The 15,485-nt window shown below is 61.6% G+C and carries 14 protein-coding genes and 2 tRNA genes; 11 read left to right on the forward strand and 5 right to left on the reverse strand.

The genetic code is table 11. The features are described 5' to 3' along the window. The first annotated feature begins 27 nt into the window (after positions 1-27). Positions 28-1,812: a tetratricopeptide repeat protein gene (locus tag C7378_RS14160; protein ID WP_131998143.1), complete on the forward strand. Its 1,785-nt coding sequence runs from the start codon at positions 28-30 to the stop codon at positions 1,810-1,812. A 22-nt stretch (positions 1,813-1,834) separates the two neighbouring features. Here the strand turns inward: C7378_RS14160 and C7378_RS14165 are convergent, their stop codons facing one another. Further along, positions 1,835-2,737 (reverse strand): glycosyltransferase family 2 protein, encoded by a 903-nt coding sequence (locus C7378_RS14165; protein WP_131998146.1) that lies wholly within the window; start codon positions 2,735-2,737, stop codon positions 1,835-1,837. A 214-nt stretch (positions 2,738-2,951) separates the two neighbouring features. On the opposite strand from C7378_RS14165, the gene C7378_RS14170 reads away from it, so the two are divergent. The 8 genes from C7378_RS14170 to rplI all read left to right on the forward strand — a co-directional run bounded on the left by C7378_RS14170 (position 2,952) and on the right by rplI (position 8,090). Further along, complete coding sequence (locus tag C7378_RS14170; RefSeq protein WP_131998149.1) at positions 2,952-3,971, forward strand: 4-(cytidine 5'-diphospho)-2-C-methyl-D-erythritol kinase; 1,020 nt, start codon at positions 2,952-2,954, stop codon at positions 3,969-3,971. A 134-nt stretch (positions 3,972-4,105) separates the two neighbouring features. Next, positions 4,106-4,179, forward strand: a tRNA-Gln gene (locus tag C7378_RS14175). 130 nt (positions 4,180-4,309) lie between these two features. Further along, positions 4,310-5,338, forward strand: a complete 1,029-nt coding sequence (locus C7378_RS14180) for a ribose-phosphate diphosphokinase (protein WP_131998616.1) — start codon at positions 4,310-4,312, stop codon at positions 5,336-5,338. A 49-nt stretch (positions 5,339-5,387) separates the two neighbouring features. Continuing rightward, positions 5,388-6,065, forward strand: coding sequence for a 50S ribosomal protein L25 (locus tag C7378_RS14185; protein WP_131998152.1), 678 nt, complete (start codon positions 5,388-5,390; stop codon positions 6,063-6,065). 6 nt (positions 6,066-6,071) lie between these two features. Continuing rightward, positions 6,072-6,674: an aminoacyl-tRNA hydrolase gene (pth, locus tag C7378_RS14190; protein WP_131998155.1), complete on the forward strand. Its 603-nt coding sequence runs from the start codon at positions 6,072-6,074 to the stop codon at positions 6,672-6,674. Positions 6,675-6,743: 69 nt separating this feature from the next. After that, complete coding sequence (rpsF, locus tag C7378_RS14195; RefSeq protein ID WP_131998158.1) at positions 6,744-7,166, forward strand: 30S ribosomal protein S6; 423 nt, start codon at positions 6,744-6,746, stop codon at positions 7,164-7,166. Between the two features lie 60 nt (positions 7,167-7,226). Then, positions 7,227-7,568: a 30S ribosomal protein S18 gene (gene rpsR / locus C7378_RS14200; RefSeq protein WP_131998161.1), complete on the forward strand. Its 342-nt coding sequence runs from the start codon at positions 7,227-7,229 to the stop codon at positions 7,566-7,568. Between the two features lie 66 nt (positions 7,569-7,634). Next, a complete protein-coding gene (gene rplI, locus C7378_RS14205; RefSeq protein WP_131998164.1) occupies positions 7,635-8,090 on the forward strand; it encodes a 50S ribosomal protein L9 in 456 nt (151 codons plus the stop codon). 151 nt (positions 8,091-8,241) lie between these two features. Here rplI and C7378_RS14210 read toward each other — a convergent pair. From C7378_RS14210 to C7378_RS14225, 4 genes are all read right to left on the reverse strand, one after another. After that, positions 8,242-8,317: transfer RNA gene (locus tag C7378_RS14210), tRNA-Lys, on the reverse strand. A 140-nt stretch (positions 8,318-8,457) separates the two neighbouring features. Further along, a complete protein-coding gene (locus C7378_RS14215; RefSeq protein ID WP_131998167.1) occupies positions 8,458-9,549 on the reverse strand; it encodes a hypothetical protein in 1,092 nt (363 codons plus the stop codon). A gap of 198 nt (positions 9,550-9,747) precedes the next feature. Continuing rightward, a complete protein-coding gene (locus C7378_RS14220; RefSeq protein ID WP_131998170.1) occupies positions 9,748-10,680 on the reverse strand; it encodes an IS1595 family transposase in 933 nt (310 codons plus the stop codon). 83 nt (positions 10,681-10,763) lie between these two features. Continuing rightward, a complete protein-coding gene (locus tag C7378_RS14225) occupies positions 10,764-13,163 on the reverse strand; it encodes a patatin-like phospholipase family protein (protein WP_131998173.1) in 2,400 nt (799 codons plus the stop codon). 181 nt (positions 13,164-13,344) lie between these two features. Here C7378_RS14225 and C7378_RS14230 point away from each other — a divergent pair, with 181 nt between their 5' ends. Both C7378_RS14230 and C7378_RS14235 read left to right on the forward strand, forming a co-directional pair. Further along, positions 13,345-14,526 (forward strand): acyl-CoA dehydrogenase, encoded by a 1,182-nt coding sequence (locus C7378_RS14230; protein WP_131998176.1) that lies wholly within the window; start codon positions 13,345-13,347, stop codon positions 14,524-14,526. A gap of 362 nt (positions 14,527-14,888) precedes the next feature. Beyond that, positions 14,889-15,422 carry a hypothetical protein gene (locus C7378_RS14235; RefSeq protein ID WP_131998179.1) on the forward strand — a complete coding sequence of 178 codons (534 nt, stop codon included), beginning with the start codon at positions 14,889-14,891 and terminating at the stop codon, positions 15,420-15,422. Positions 15,423-15,485 lie beyond the last annotated feature (63 nt).

Below are 15,485 nucleotides of genomic sequence, written 5' to 3' on the forward strand. Positions count from 1 at the left end.
GCGGTAACCCGGGTTGAATTGCCTATTATGCCGGTCTTGTCCCGTTCCGTCCTCATGTCCGCAGCCACGCTGTTGTGCGCTGCCCTGGCTGTTCCAGCCTTTTCGCAGACGCCGCAGATCACTGCGCCTCCCCTCAGGAATCGACCGCAGCAGCAGCAACTGCCCCCGGCCGAGCCGCGCCCGCAGAAGCCACCGGCCGTGATGGACCCGGCGGGCCCGACGGTCGGCCTGGAGCCCAGCGAATCGCTCTTTGACATGGCGGTGGCGCTCAACGCCTGCGGATATGACAACGGTCTGGACGAGTCCGACCCGGTGCGCAAGCGCGTTCGCGACGAGGTGAACCAGGCGGCGGAGCAGTCTGCCGATGCACGCAATGCGCGTGACCAGATGTGCCTCTTCATCGCGCAGCATCACCTGTCGAGCGACAGCCGCGACCTGGCGCAGTATGTTTCACTGGCGCTCTATCTGACGCCGCCGCCGGTGCTGGAGCCGAGCGTGGAAGACGAAGACCTGCCGCCGGACGCGAGCGCGGTGGAAGGGATCCTGCCCAGTCTGCGCGCGTTTGCCAAGGCGATCGATCTGCATGTGATCTGGGTGACGAACCGCCCGTCCTATGAAGCGGCCATCAACAAGCTGCACGATCCGCTGACGAACATGATCGTCGAGACCAACACTTACCTGAAGATGCCGGCCAGCACTTACGGCGGCAAGCGGTTCCTGGTGGTGATTGAACCGATGCTCTCGCCTGCGGACGTGAATGCGCGCGTCTACGGCACGGATTACGTGGTCGTCGTCTCGCCGGTGAACGGCACGATCCGCATGCAGGATGTGCGCCACACCTATCTGCACTATGAGATCGAGCCGCTGCTGTATTCGAAGTCAAGCTCGATGGACAGGATGTTGCCGATTCTGAAGACGGTGCGCGAGGCTCCGCTGGACTTCAATTTCCGCAGCGATATCGTTGCCCTGACGATCGAGTGCATGATTCGCGCGATCGAAGCCCGCACCATGGACACCGGCATCGCGGTTTACAAGATTCCGGATAATATCGACCGCGCGGACCTGCCGAAGTATGAGCATCTCCGTTCGGTGTCGCTGCAGCAGATCGCGGCGGCACGCGAAAAGGCAGTGCAGGAGGCGATGGCCGAGGGCTTCGTGCTGACGCAGTATTTCTATGACCAGATGATCGCGTTTGAGAAGACGCCAACGGGATTGAAGGACAGCATCGGCGAGATGGTCTACGGCATGGATGTCGACCGGCAGGTGCATCGGGCCCGCGACGTCACCTTTAACCAGGAGCCGCAGAGCACGGGCGACGTGGTGAGCCGCGCTCCTCTGACCCTGCACGGGCTGGACCTGGCGGAGATGAAGCTGATGAAGGGCGATGCCGATGGCGCGGGTAAGATCGCCGAACAGTCGCTCAAGGACCGGACGCCGGACCCGGGCCGGGCAAACTTCATCCTCGCGCGCGTCTCGCTGATGAAGGGCGATATGGAGACGGCGCAGAACGATTTCACGCAGGCGGTGAAGCTTTCCAAAGACCCGCGCACGATGGCGTGGTCGCATATCTATCTGGGTCGCATCTACGATGTGCAGGATGAGCGCGACCAGGCGCTGGCGGAGTACCACGATGCGCTGAATGTGCGCGACGGGCAGCAGGACACGCGGCTGGCCGCCGAGCGCGGGTTGAAGAAGCCGTTTGAGCTGCCCCACCATGACGGCGCTGCCGATGGCCCGGCTGGTTCCGCGCCTGCCGGTTCCGGCTCGGCTGCCGCTGCTCCTGCTTCTGCAACCGTTCCGGCACCGCAGTAGGCGCGCGACAAAAGCGGCCCGTTCACTGGAGGGTGAGGCGCTTCAGTTCGTTGCGCAGCAGCATGCTGGCCTCATCCTGCTTGAGGGGGTGAACGGCAAGCAGGCTATGCGCGTGGATCTCCTCTGCGGTGAGTGGCACGGGCGCTCGATGCTGGATCCAGACCTGGGACCGGCCATCTTCTTCATGGATGTCAATGAGCCTGTGGCCGACGGCGTAAGCGCCGAGCGAGACCAGAGGATCGTCCGGCTTGACGGAGCGGCTTCCATCCTTAGGAATCGAGCTCCAGAAGCCCAGCCGGGCGAGGGCATAGAGCGTCTCCCCGTGAACGATGTAAAAGGCGGCGAGGACGTGATGCCCCGGCTTGTAGCCGCTGCGGAAGGCGCGCGGCAGAAATCGCAGGTAGAAAGGCAGCCCCGCCCTCAGCCGGCCGGAGCCGCGATCGCGGTCGACGGGCAGCAGGTCGCGGAGCATGGCGCGCGCATGGACGCGATGGGAGCGCGGTCTCCGGTCGGGCGTCCGCGTATAAGAGCCGAGGATGCCGGGGCCGGCTACGGCGAATCGCTTACGGGCAAATTCAACGAGTCCTTCACGGACGATGCAGACGTCGGGATCGAGCTGGATGACCATCTCCAGCTTTTCAGGCGCGTTGGCGATGTGCTGGAAGAGGCGGAAAGTGGAGACGGCGATGCCGTCCAGCCCCATCGCGTGAGGATTGCGGGTCAGGTCAATGCGGTGTGGAGCGCTCGCGGCCAGAGATTGAAGCTGTTCGAAGGTACCGTCGGTGGTGGCGTCGTCGCGGATCCATATTTTGGATTGAGGGTAGAAATTCAGGATGGAGCGAATTGTGTCAGTGGCGATTCCACCTTCGCGTGGACCTACTACCATGGCAAAGCCGACCATCATTGAGGACGCTCCAGGGGTCATAACAGCATCTGCACTTCAGCCGGGCGATTTTACATAAAAGCTACTGTACAAATGTGAAAATAATGAGTAACTTCTACTACCTCATAGGTAACTCTTACCAATGTGGGATGGAGCCGAGGTGGAGGCTCAAGGCGGAAGAGACTCATCCCCAGCGGGTTAGAGCCCGGCGACAGGGCCTTGGAGGCGCCTCAGCGGTTACAATCGCGATTGGCTTATGGCTACGCGTGTCCGTTCCTACTCGAAGATCAACCTCGGTCTGGCCATTGGCCCTGCGCGGGCGGATGGATTCCATGCGCTGACGACGCTCTACCAGACATTGGCGGCGCACGACCTGGTTACGGTGGCGGCCGAGCTGCTTGCGCCGGGCGCGGAGAGCCGGCTGTTGCTCACCACTAACGACCGGCGGGTGCCGACGGACGGGCGCAATACGGCGTGGAAGATGGTGGAGCGGGCGCTGGGAGAGCTGGGAGTGCGGGCCGAGGTCAGCATTCATATTGAAAAGAGACTGCCCGTGCAGGGCGGCCTGGGCGCGGGGTCAGCCAATGCGGCGGCGGCGCTGATCGGGTTGGAGCGCGAACTGGGCGTGCGCCTGGAGGGCGGGGCGCGACTGCGGATTGCCGCCGAGGTGGGCTCGGACGTGCCGCTGTTTCTGCTGGGCGGGGCGGTTCTTGGGCTGGGGCGCGGCGAAGAGGTTTATCCCATGCCGGAGCTGCCTGCCTGCAGCTGCGTGGTGGCGCTGCCGTCGGTCGGGGTTTCGACGCCTGCGGCCTTCAGGGAGTGGGATACGCAACAGATGCAATTGACCGCCGAAGCTGCGTCGGATAGACTCAAAAGGTTGAGTCAGGCCATCGCAGCAGGTTTGTGCGAGCCACACTCTTCCGGTGTCTTCTCAGCTTCAGGAGAAGGCCTGGCCGGAAACCCGCTTTCCGCGCTTGTCCGAACCGGGACCAATGCTGAGCTGAGAAACGACTTTGAAGAGGTCGTCTTCCGCCAGCATCCTGCCCTTTTTCAGATCAAGCGCACATTAGAGGGTTCTGGCTGCGAGTATGCAGCCCTGTCCGGTTCAGGCTCGGCCTTGTTCGGGCTTTATCGCACGGACGATGCTGCCAGTGAAGCAGTTCGCCGGCTGGAGCAGCTTGGGGTAGCTTCGCTGCGGACGGTGACCCTGCCGCGGTCGGAGTACTGGAGCGGCATGGTGGAGCAGGTGGGTAGTTGCTATTCTTCGCGCCAGTAGCGGGCGCAAGGGTACACGGATTTGATAGTTGGGCGATCGACTAACGGCAGGCCAAGTGCCTTTCTGTCCGGCTCCGGCCAGAAGCAGGCCGGAGCCGGAGGGTCGAGAGCAGTACAGGGATTGAATTGGTTTACTGGGCGATCGACTAACGGTAGGTCAAGTGCCTTTGGAGCACTTTGTCTAGGTTCGAATCCTAGTCGCCCAGCCAGAAGTTTCAGCAGCAGAAGGACCGCTCGCAACCGCAGCGGAGACAATTCAGCCGCTGGCGACCTGCAGTACGCCAGCAAGGGACAACCAACGCAAACCAGCTTGGGGGGTTCTTTGTGAAACAGGAAACGATGGATGGATTAGTGGCCGACCCGTTGAAGGATGCGGACGGGCGAAGCAAGATGGCGGCGGAGCGGAAAAAGGCCGGCCGGTTGAGTGAAGACAAGCGCTTCAAGGTCTTCTCGGGCTCGGCAAACCGGGCGCTGGCGCAGGAAATTGCGCGGCACATCGGGGTTCCGCTGGGCGAGACCAAGATGCAGCGGTTCGCCGATGGCGAGGTTTATTTTCAGCTTCTCGAGAACGTGCGTGGAGCGGATGTGTTTGTGGTGCAGCCGACCTGCTATCCGGTCGACCAGCACCTGGTGGAACTGCTGATCATGATCGACGCGCTCAAGCGCGCATCGGCCGGCAGGATCACTGTGGTGGTTCCGTATTACGGCTACGCGAGGCAGGACCGGAAGGACCGGCCGCGGGTGGCGATTTCGTCGAAGCTGGTCGCGGATCTGCTGACGACGGCAGGAGCGAACCGCGCGCTGTTCATGGATTTGCACGCGGCGCAGATTCAGGGGTTTTTCAACATCCCGGTGGACCATATGTTCGCGAGTCCGGTGATGGTGAGCTACTTCCGGGAGTTGAACCTGCCGAACCTGACAGTGGTTTCGCCGGATGCGGGAGGCGTGGAACGGGCGCGCTTCTTTGCGACGAAGATGGGTGCTCCGCTGGCGATTGTGGACAAGCGCCGGACGGACATCAACGTGACGGAAGTGATGCACGTGATCGGCGATGTGAAGGGGCGTACCTGCCTGATCATCGACGATATTGTGGACACGGCCGGGACGCTGGTGAAGACAGTGGACGCTCTGCTGGCGCAGGGTGCGTTGAAGGTGTATGCGAGCGCTTCGCATGCCGTGCTTTCGGGCCCGGCGATTGAGCGCATCGCGAACTCAAGGCTTGAAGAGTTGGTCGTGACCGACTCGATTCCGCTGCGGGAAGAGGCGCAGCGGATTGGCAAGATCAAGGTGCGTTCCATTGCCGGGCTGTTGGGCGCGGCGATGGAAAGCATTCACATGGAGACCAGCGTAAGTACGCTGTTCAGCTAACAGGCAGTTGCAAAGGGAGCGGTTTTCAATCCGTGCCCGAAAGGAAAAAATGATTACTCAGGAAGTCGTAAAAGCTACGCCCCGCGAGGGCCGGTTCAACAAGAATGCAGCCCGGCGCGTGCGCGTCCAGGGCAAGATCCCCGCGGTCATTTATGGGGCGAAGGAGCCTTCCGTCGCAGTGGCGGTCGATCCGAAGCAGATTCTGCGCATCCTGCACTCGGATGCCGGTCACAACTCCATCTTCGACCTGGAAATTGCGGGTTCGGATGCGAAGGCCAAGGCGATGATCGTCGACTGGCAGTATGAGCCGATCAAGGGCTCGCTGCTGCATATCGACCTGAAGCGCATTGCGCTCGACAAGGTGATGCGGGTGGCGGTACCGGTGCAGCTCAACGGGGTTGCGGTGGGCGTGAAGACACAGGGCGGCATCCTTGACCAGGTGCTGCGCGAAGTTGAAATCGAGTGCCTGCCGGGCGATATTCCGAGCCACATCGATGTGGATATCACCAACCTGGCCTTTGGCGAAGTGCTGCGCGTCTCCGACCTGCCGCACGGCGGCAAGCTCAAGTTCCTGACCGACGAGCATGCGGCGGTAGCGCACGTGACCGCGGTGAAGGCAGAGGCTGCTCCGGCTGCCGATGCAGTAGCAGCGGCCGGCCCTGCGGAGCCGGAAGTGGCGAAGAGGGGCAAGCAGGAGTCTGCAGAAGCGGGCTCCGGCAAGAAGTAAACCGGCGTGTTCCTGGTCGTGGGCCTTGGCAACCCGGGCATCGAGTACCAGTTCACGCCGCACAATGCGGGGTTTCTGGCGATCGATCGCATTGCGGACGACTATGGCGTGGCAGTGGTGAATCGCCGCTGCCGCGCCCAGACGGCGCGGGTGCAGATGGCAGGGCGCGATGTAGTGCTGGCCAAGCCCGAAACCTGGATGAACCTGAGCGGCTTGTCCGTGCAGGCGCTGGTGACAGAGTTCGGCATCGATCCGAAGCGTGAGCTGGTGGTGATCTACGACGAGCTGGCGCTGGCTCTGGGGTCGATGAGGGTGAGAGAACGTGGCAGCTCGGGCGGCCACAATGGCGCCAAGTCGATCAACGGAGCGCTGGGCACGGAAGAGTGGGCGCGCATCCGGATCGGGGTTGGGCCGGAGGATAACGGGCCCGAGAGCATGCGGCGGCGCGGCAAGGATTACCTGCTGACGCCGATGCGGAAGGCAGAGCTTGCAGTGCTGGACGAGGTGCTAGACCGCACCGCGAAGGCAGTAGGGGTGATCGTCGCGCAGGGAGTCAGCGTGGCGATGAACGAGTTCAACCGTCGAGAGCAAAACGGCCCGGCGGAGTAGGGAAAAGGCAGCAAACCGGCAGCAAACGGCCGCCGGCGGCAAACGAGAACTGTAGAGAAAAGAGACGCTATGCAACGTTTTTACGAAGTAATGTTTATCGTCCGGCCCGATGTGCTGGATGAGGATCTCGACAAGCTGATCGCCGGGTTCGAGGGAACGGTGACGAACGGCGGCGGAGCAATCCGCTCGACGGAGAAGCTGGGCCGCCGCAAGCTGGCCTACACGGTGCGCAAGTTCAACGACGGCAACTACGTGCTGCTGACGGTCGACGCCGACGGTCCGCTGGTGGCCGAACTGGAGCGCCGCCTGCGCGTCTCCGAGCCGGTGATCAAGTTCCTCACCGTGCGCATGGACGAGGAAGAGAAGCGCCTGAACAAGGTGAAGGCCATCCGGGCGACGCGTAAGAAGCTGAGCGCGCAGCCGGCAGCGGTGGTTGAAGCGACTCCGACTCCGGCTCCCGAGCCCGCGGAAGCGGCCCCGGCCAGCGCCTAAGAGAATTGAAATTCATCGAACCTGCCGTGTTCTGCGCGGCAAAAAAGAAGGAAGAGACAAATGGCTGACGAAACAACACCGCAACGCGCCGAAGGCGGCGCACCATCCTCCTCAGGCCCTGGTGGCCCGCGTTCAGGCGGCCCCCGGCCGAGCGGTCCCGGTGGACCCGGCGGCGGCGGACGCAAGTTTTTCCGCCGCAAGAAGGTCTGCAAGTTCTGCACCGAGAAGATCGACGCGATCCCTTACCGTGACGTGCGCCTGCTGCAGGGCTTCGTGGCCGAGCGTGGCAAGATCGTGCCCCGCCGCCTGACCGGTGTCTGCACGACGCACCAGCGCCGTCTGACCCGCGCCATCAAGCAGGCCCGGAATATCGCCCTGCTGCCTTTTGCTGCGCGCTTCTAGCGTGCGATCGGACGCAGCATCGCGCCCTGGCCGGGCTGCGCCGCATTTAAGAACTGGAGATTCGCAATGGAAGTCATTCTGAAGGAAGACGTCATCAACCTGGGCCATCGCGGCGACGTGGTGAAGGTGGCTGAGGGCTATGGCCGCAACTACCTGCTGCCGAAAAAGCTCGCCATGCAGGCGACCGCTGCCAACAAAACCGTCATCGAGCAGATGAAGGCATCGGCCCTGCGCCGCTCAGCCCGTGAAAAGGGCGAAGCCGAACAGCTTGTGGCCCAGCTCGATGCAGTCGCGCTGGTCTTTGAGCGTAAAGTGGGCGAGAACGAGCACCTTTTTGGCTCGGTCACCTCGGCCGACATCGCCCAGCAGCTTGAGGCGAAGGGCTTCAACATCGAACGCCGCAAGATCACACTGGAAGAGCCCCTCAAGAGCGTGGGCGAGTTCCTGGTGCCGGTCAAGCTGCATCGCGAAGTGACCGCGCACATCAAGGTAACGGTCAAGGGCGAAGAAGCCGCAGCCTAAGCAAAACCCGCAAGACAGAAAAGCCCCACCCCCGGCGCTGAACCAGCGCCGAGGGTGGGGCTTTTTTGCTTCCGGGGCGGCGGTGGGGCCTTAGCTAGCTGGGAATCGCTACGATTTGACAGACCTGATTCATGCGGTAAATCTGATCTTGTGGAGCTGGCGAAGGGGCTTGAACCCCCGCCTGTCTGATTAAAAATCAGATGCTCTACCAGCTGAGCTACGCCAGCCCTTTTCATCTGCTTCTACAAAATCTGAAGATCCCATAGTTGACAGGTGCTGAGGCAAATTTGGGTAATTACATACTTGACACACAAGGCTGTAAGGAGTCAAAATGAGACTCCGTGACAGGGCAGTGCTACTGGGCTTTCTAATATGTCTTTCCTTGACTAAAGAAGTACCTGCTAACGACCACACTTTCTCTAGGCACATTCATGCCGAAATTGATGAGGGTCGGCATGGTTGGGCCGTTCTCTCCAACTCTTTCAATTGTGTAGATGAATCCGGTCTGATGGCCGTTCTGCATGGCCCCCGACTGGTAATCGACACAGCCGACGACGACAGGATACACCCGCAAAGTCTGAACGATGGGCGAGGCATCCCCACGCTGGGGAGGGGGCCACTTGATAATTTCGCTGTCGGTGGGCCGCCCCGTACCAAAGTTTATCTGCCATTCCAGCGCGGAATCCTTGTAGATGGTAGTTGGAACCCCAACTATGCGCGATTCATCCGCCGTAGGGGGTCGGGCGCACAATTCGGACTGCTTCTGGGCCGGAGATTTGAACAAGTCATCGCCCCACTGCACAAATATCACCTTGTATCGGACTGCTGTCAGATTGGCGGGAAGAGAGCCGTCGTTTTTGAAGGCGAGAGAGAAAGCGGCAGACATTCCGCCGAGATCGCTGAAGGTTACGGGATTCAGAACATGCAAAAAGGAGACATCTATCGACGCTCTTTGCGATTCGATAAGACGCTGGTTTTGGTCGAATTGCTTAGCAGTCAGACCGGCGATGTTGGTAGCGGCGGCAGCTTGCTTCGCGGAATTATTGGCAAGAATCGTCGCCTGGGCTGTTTGTTTCTGGGCCTCCCCGTACAGATGGTTGGTGGCGTCGGTCTGAGCCTGCATCTTTTTCAAGGTTTCTTGCAGCGTGTAGTCGCTCCCATTCAGGGCTTCACGGGTCAGCCTGTTAGTCCAGCGAATCTGCGCCCACTGAAGGATAGAGAATACGGTATAGACGATCAGCGCCGCCAGCCCGAGCAACTCTATTCCAAGTTTGACGTTATCTCGCCACTTGCTGGGTTCTTTGGCGGGTTGGGCGCTACCTGGTGGGGTTGGTGGAGGCTGCGGATGGCTAGAAATGGGAGAGATGCTTACTGGGGATTTTCCGTCTTTGTCTGCGGATTCATCACCTCTCGCGTTGGGGGGATCTTCTTCGGACTGAAATTCTGGATGGTCTAGCACGCGCTATCCTCTGAGGTGAGGCGAATTATGAAACACGAATACCACGAAGGGCCGGAAGCATTGAAGAGATTTGAGGACGGCATGAAGAAGCTGTTTCAGGCACCCAAACCTGAGAGCCCTTTCAAGCCCCCCCCAGCCAAACCGAAGGAAGAACCCAGCAAGGACTAGCGTTTGCGCTTGCCTCGTCCTTGCCGTTTATCAGTGTGTCGTCGCGGCTCCAGTGAGCGCGGAGTAGGTCAGACGATGACCGAACACGTTGGACATAGCAGCTTCAAATCGGGCCTGGTCGTCCATGTTCTTGCGGTTGTTATACCGGAACGATTGCTCATCGAGGTAGCGAAACAGATGGAAAGGTTCGATGCTCACATAAGTACCGTTGATGCCGCGCTTCAGCAGCGACCAGAAGTTCTCAAGGCCATTGGTGTGGATGCGACCGTTGACGTACTCCACGGCGTGATCCACGACCGCGTGAGCGTATTGTCCAGCCAGCCCCTCATACGAGAGAAGAGCATCAGTGTACAGAGCCGCGCCAGCTTCGACGTGCTTCTTTACTTCCGACTGAAGAGCGGCTTTCTTGTGGTTTGCCACAACCATCGTGCGAACCTTGCCTCCGCGCTCAAGAATGCCCATAACAGCAGTCTTATCCTTCGTTCCGGTACCGGTGATGCGACGGTCCTTGACGCTCAGGTGCATGTTGCGGGCCTTGCCACCAATGAACGTCTCATCGGCTTCAACTTCGCCAGAGAGCTTGGTGGTGCAATCGTCATGCATGGTGGTGCGGATGCGATGCATCATGAACCAAGCCGACTTCTGAGTGATACCAAGGGTGCGGGCGATTTCGCAGGAGCTAACACCGTTCTTGCTATTGCAGAGAATCCAGTACGCACACATCCACTTGTCGAGTCCGAGTGGGGAATCTTCGAAGATCGTTCCCACCTTGAGGCTGAATTGCTTCTTGCATCCCGAGCAAAACCAGACCTTACGGGTTTTGATGAACGAGTGCTTCTCGGAGCCGCAACGCGGGCAAGCGACGACACCATTCGGAAAGCGCAAGTTGAGCGCGTACTGGAAAGCACGGTCAGCGTCCGAGAAGTAGATGATTGCTTCTTGCAGTGTGTGAGGGGCTGCCATTCCTCGAATATAGGCTCGATTGCCTTGTGTGTCAAGTATGTAATTACCTTTTTGCTTCCTGCCGGGATGAAGTAGGCGCCGCTTTAGAACAGGCGTCCTACGGTGAAGAAGATCTTTCGCCGGCCGGCATCGCCGAGGCTGCCGCCAAAGGTGATGACGCCCAGCGGGGTCACGGCGACCAGCCCGGAGAGTACATCTTCGCGCAGGAAGGCAGGCAGCTCCGGCGACCAGACCTCGCCGGCCTCATAGGCGAAGGAGGTGTAGATGCCATGCCCGAGGCCGGAGGGCAGGCGCGCCACCCGGCGCAGATAACCCGCGCGGATGAGATAGTCGTCGGTGCCGCGATACTCGTCGATGGAGGAGGCGGAGAGCCGCAGCGGGCCGCCGAGAGAGAAGCGCAGCGGATCGGCAACGTTGCGCCGGAGGTAGGAGCTGGCGTCAATCGCGACGCCGAAGATGTTGTCGTCCCCGATGCTGAGGGTCTTGTCCGTGCTGAGCTGGATGAGGGGGGCGTTTTCGCTGGCGAGGGTATGGTAAAGGGCTCCCGCGGAGAGGTCGAAGTGGGAGCCGGAGGGGGAGACGGCTCCCGTCTCGGCGGTGTCGTAGACCAGATGGACGACCGCCGTCTGCGCTGTTCCGGAGAGGTCGGGCTCGGTGTTATTTCCGAGCTGGAGATGCCAGCGGACGGCCTGCTCGCGCCACTCGGCGGCGAGCTGCGTGTGCCTGCTGACGGTGCGCCCGAAGTCGAGTCCGCCGCCGGCCATCTGCTGAAGCCAAGAGGAGATGCGCACCTGGTTTGACCAGAGATAAACGGGCTGGCGAAGGAAGCCGAGGTGGGGCTGCAGGAAATATCCCTTGTCAGAGAGGCGGCGGTAGTACTCCAGCGAGGCCTGGGTGAGAAAACCGAGGCGCAGATCGCTGCGCAGCTCCGAGCCGAAGCCGCCGAGGTCCTGATCAATGAGGCGGAAGTCGAAGGTGGTGCGGGTCACGTTCGAGTTCATGGCGGTGAGGTCTGCGCCGAAGAGGAGGAAGGGCGGCCCGTTGTGAACGTGATTCAGGCTGACGAGGACGCCGGTATCAGGCCCCTGGGCCTGGGTGGCGGAGAGGTTGTCGCTCTGTCCGGGGGCGAAGGTTTGAAAGTTGGACAGGTAGGTGCCGCCGCCCTCGACGCGGGTGAGCGCAGAGGAAAGGGCGTTGGCCTGGATGGGGAGGTTCTCGAGCGGCTTGATGCTGGCGGCGACGGTGCGGCGCGCGCCGGCTGTGCCTCCCTCAATGCGGAGCGCCTTTAGCAGCCCTGGGCGCGGACGGATGCGGGCCTGGCGCGCGGCCAGATAGGCCTGCCAGCCGGCATCGTTCAGCGCATAGGGCAGCAGCTGGGCACTGTGCCGGGCGGCTGCTTCGTAGCCTGCCTTCACGAGCTCGGCGCCCTTGTCGTAGTCGACGGTGGAGTACTGCTGGAGGGCGGGGGTGATGAGGATGTCGGCCAGCTTCTGGCTCTGCTGGACGTTGTGCGCGGTGCCTGCGGTGAAGGCGCGGGCGAAGACGCCGACGATGGAGCTGAGGTCGCCGCGGCCGAGGGCCGCATCCGGCAGGTGGACGGCGATGATCAGGTCGGCGTGGAGATCGTTCTTGAGGACGCCGGTGGGCAGATTGTCGGTGATGGCTCCGTCGACGAGGTAGTGGTTGTGATACTCGACGGGCGGGAAGATGCCGGGAATGGCGATGGAGGCGCGGATGGCCTCGGGCAGCGGACCGCCGTCGAAGACCAGCGGCTCAAGGTCATTGAGATCGGTGGCGACGCAGCGGAAAGGGATGGGCATGCGGTCGAAGCTGAGCGCGCTGGTGTTGTAGGCGGTGAACTCTTCGCGGAGAAACTTGTCGAGCGGACGGTCGGTGAGCAGGGCGTTTCTGAGGCTCACTCCGTCGCGCAGGCCGAACTGAATGGCCTGCGGCAGGTCGCGGCGATCCTGGCGGCGGCGATAGTTGAGGTCAGAGTAAGGGGAATCGACCGAGAAGATGTGTTCGAAGTCGCCGCCCGTGGCGAGCGCGTTGATCTGCGGCAGCGTCTGGCCCTCGGCATAGAGGCCGCCAACCAGCGCGCCCATGCTGGTTCCGGCGAGTCGGTCGATGGGGATGTGGTGCTCTTCCAGCCATTCGAGGACGCCGATATGGGCGAGGCCGAGCGCGCCGCCGCCCTCCAGAACGAGGCCTATGACGGGTCTGCCGGCGGGAACGATGGGCGGAAAATCGGTCGGCCTCTTGGGGGCACTCTCCGGCTGCGAGGTGGCGCTGTTGACGCTGCCGCCGGTCTGCGCCTTGCCGCCGGGCGTGTTCAGGGGGGACTGCGGCGGAGCCGTCTGGGGAGCCTTCTGGGGAACGGTTTGGGGCGCGGTAGCCGGCCTGGTCGCGTCCTGCTGGGAGTAGGCTGCTCCCCATGAAAAGGAAGCCAGCAGCAGGCAGGCGATTTTTCCTGTGGATCTCATCGATTGTCGCTCTTGATTCTCGCTTCCAATCTAAACATGACGGCACCTGTGCGGAACGGAGATTTGAAAGGTTAGGGGCGAAAGGCCCAGGAATGAATTTGTGGATATTGGCGGCGCTGCAGCTGAGCGACGAGCGCCCGGCATGGCCGGCGTGCTACACTCAGCGGTTTTCGAGGTCTTAATGTCTGACATGCTGACGGCTCCTGCTACTACGCTTCCCCTCACCTATCTCAATGAGGATGAACAGCTCTTTCGCTCCACGGTGCGCGAGTTTGCGCGCGACACGATCGGGCCGCTGGTGCGGCAGATGGACGAGGAGCAGCACTTCGCTGCGGAGCTGATTCCGCAGCTCTTCGGGCTGGGGCTGATGGGCATCGAAGTCCCGGTGGAGCATGGCGGCTCGGGGGGTAGCTTCTTTGAGGCGATCGTGGCCGTCGAGGAGATCTCGGCGGTCGACCCTGCGGTGGGCGTGCTGGTCGATGTGCAGAACACGCTCTGCGTGAATGCGCTGCTGCGCTGGGGGACGGCGGAGCAGAAGCAGCAGTGGCTGCCGCGGCTGGCCGCGGACACGATCGGCGCCTATGCGCTGAGCGAGGCAGCCTCAGGCTCGGATGCGTTTGCGCTGGAGACGCGCGCGGTGAAGAGCGGCGGCGACTACGTGCTGACGGGTCAGAAGCTGTGGATCACCAATGCCAAGGAAGCAGGGCTGTTCATCGTCTTTGCGACGCTCGATGCCGCGGCGGGATACAAGGGCATTACGGCGTTCCTGGTGGACAAGAATACGCCGGGGCTGACGATTGGCAAGAAGGAAGACAAGCTGGGGATTCGCGCTTCCTCCACCTGCGAGCTGATTCTGGAAGAGTGCCGCGTGCCGGCGGAGGCCGTGCTGGGCGAGCCGGGCAAGGGTTACAAGATCGCCATTGAAACGCTGAACGAAGGGCGTATCGGCATTGGCGCGCAGATGCTGGGGCTGGCGCAGGGCGCGTGGAACCACGCGGCGAAGTATGCGAAGGAGCGGAAGCAGTTCGGCAAGCCTATTGCGGAGTTCCAGGCGGTGCAGTTCCTGCTGGCGGAGCTGGCGACGGAGATCGAGGCGACTCGCCTGCTGGTCTACAACGCGGCGCGGCTGAAGGACGCGAAGCTCGACTACGTGCGCGAGGCGGCGATGGCGAAGTACTTCTCGTCGCAGGTGGCGGAGCGCGTGGCGAGCCATGCGGTGGAGATCTACGGCGGCTACGGCTTTGTGAAGGACTACCCGGTGGAGAAGTTTTACCGGGATGCGAAGATCGGCAAGATCTACGAAGGCACCTCGAATATGCAGCTCGCAACGATTGGAAAACTGGTGCTCGGAGGGGCAAAGTAGCAGCCCCCTTTTACCCGCTAGCGATAACGATTCTCGCCTGAGAATCGTTATCGCCCGGCGACCGCAGCACGGGATGAGATGCTGAGCCGGGTATCCGCCGGGCAGCGATAGAGCATCCACGCTAGTGAGGCCGCGTTGCAGCGTCTTGAAATCTCTATGCAGAAAATCCCGAGGGCGAAGACGTGTGACTATCGGGGGCGCGCGTGGAACCGTGAGCGGAACGCTAAGTGGCCTGGAGAGTTGAAGTTCACTGAGCAGGAGGGACAGGAGGATCGCAGGTGAAAATGCCCGGCACGTGACTGTAGTTACGTGGATGTGGTGACGAATGTGTTGTAGGGTTAGAAAAATTGTCTGGAGGATCGATGAAGCGGATTCACCTGTTTGCGTTGCTGTTCCTTGTTTCTCTCTTTTCCATCGCCCCGGCCCGGGGGCAGGTCGGCGTGTATGCCAACTTCAGCGCGACGACGCTGAACGTGCCCAATGAGACAGGCTGGATTTATGGCCCGACCTTTGGAATCTATGACGACCGCTTTCATCTGCCGGTCGTCAATTTCGGAGTGGATGCGCGTGGCGAGGTGCTGGGCAGCGGCGGATCGGAGCAGGTCTACGGCGGACTGGTGGGGCCTCGGGCGGTGTTTCACCTGCCAGTGTTGCCGCTTCACCCCTATGCCGAGGTGCTGGGAGGCGCGGCGCGTGTGCAGGTGGGGCAGGGATCTGCCCTGAGGCGCGGAACCTTCCTCAACTATTCGGTGCTGGGGGGACTGGATCTTACCTTCTTTCCGAGGCTCGACTGGCGGGTGATCGAGTACAGCTATGGAGGTTTTCCGGGGCTGAACCAGGGAACCAACCAGCAGACGGTGAGCATGGGACTGGTCTTCCGGCTGCCAATTCCGTAAATTTTCTACCGATTCAACCCTCCCGAGGAGCGCGGCGGTCTGACCGCGCTTTCTTTTCATCTA

Source organism: Acidipila rosea (assembly GCF_004339725.1).
Classification (GTDB): Bacteria; Acidobacteriota; Terriglobia; order Terriglobales; family Acidobacteriaceae; genus Acidipila; species Acidipila rosea.

What these genes read in the sequence shown, in the direction of transcription:
- C7378_RS14165 (WP_131998146.1), bottom strand. Translation starts at nt 2,737, where the DNA reads ATGACCCCTGGAGCGTCCTCAATGATGGTCGGCTTTGCCATGGTAGTA.
- C7378_RS14170 (WP_131998149.1), top strand. Translation starts at nt 2,952, where the DNA reads ATGGCTACGCGTGTCCGTTCCTACTCGAAGATCAACCTCGGTCTGGCC.
- C7378_RS14185 (WP_131998152.1), top strand. Translation starts at nt 5,388, where the DNA reads ATGATTACTCAGGAAGTCGTAAAAGCTACGCCCCGCGAGGGCCGGTTC.
- rplI (WP_131998164.1), top strand. Translation starts at nt 7,635, where the DNA reads ATGGAAGTCATTCTGAAGGAAGACGTCATCAACCTGGGCCATCGCGGC.
- rpsR (WP_131998161.1), top strand. Translation starts at nt 7,227, where the DNA reads ATGGCTGACGAAACAACACCGCAACGCGCCGAAGGCGGCGCACCATCC.
- C7378_RS14220 (WP_131998170.1), bottom strand. Translation starts at nt 10,680, where the DNA reads ATGGCAGCCCCTCACACACTGCAAGAAGCAATCATCTACTTCTCGGAC.
- C7378_RS14160 (WP_131998143.1), top strand. Translation starts at nt 28, where the DNA reads ATGCCGGTCTTGTCCCGTTCCGTCCTCATGTCCGCAGCCACGCTGTTG.
- C7378_RS14180 (WP_131998616.1), top strand. Translation starts at nt 4,310, where the DNA reads ATGGATGGATTAGTGGCCGACCCGTTGAAGGATGCGGACGGGCGAAGC.
- C7378_RS14230 (WP_131998176.1), top strand. Translation starts at nt 13,345, where the DNA reads ATGTCTGACATGCTGACGGCTCCTGCTACTACGCTTCCCCTCACCTAT.
- C7378_RS14225 (WP_131998173.1), bottom strand. Translation starts at nt 13,163, where the DNA reads ATGAGATCCACAGGAAAAATCGCCTGCCTGCTGCTGGCTTCCTTTTCA.
- rpsF (WP_131998158.1), top strand. Translation starts at nt 6,744, where the DNA reads ATGCAACGTTTTTACGAAGTAATGTTTATCGTCCGGCCCGATGTGCTG.
- C7378_RS14235 (WP_131998179.1), top strand. Translation starts at nt 14,889, where the DNA reads ATGAAGCGGATTCACCTGTTTGCGTTGCTGTTCCTTGTTTCTCTCTTT.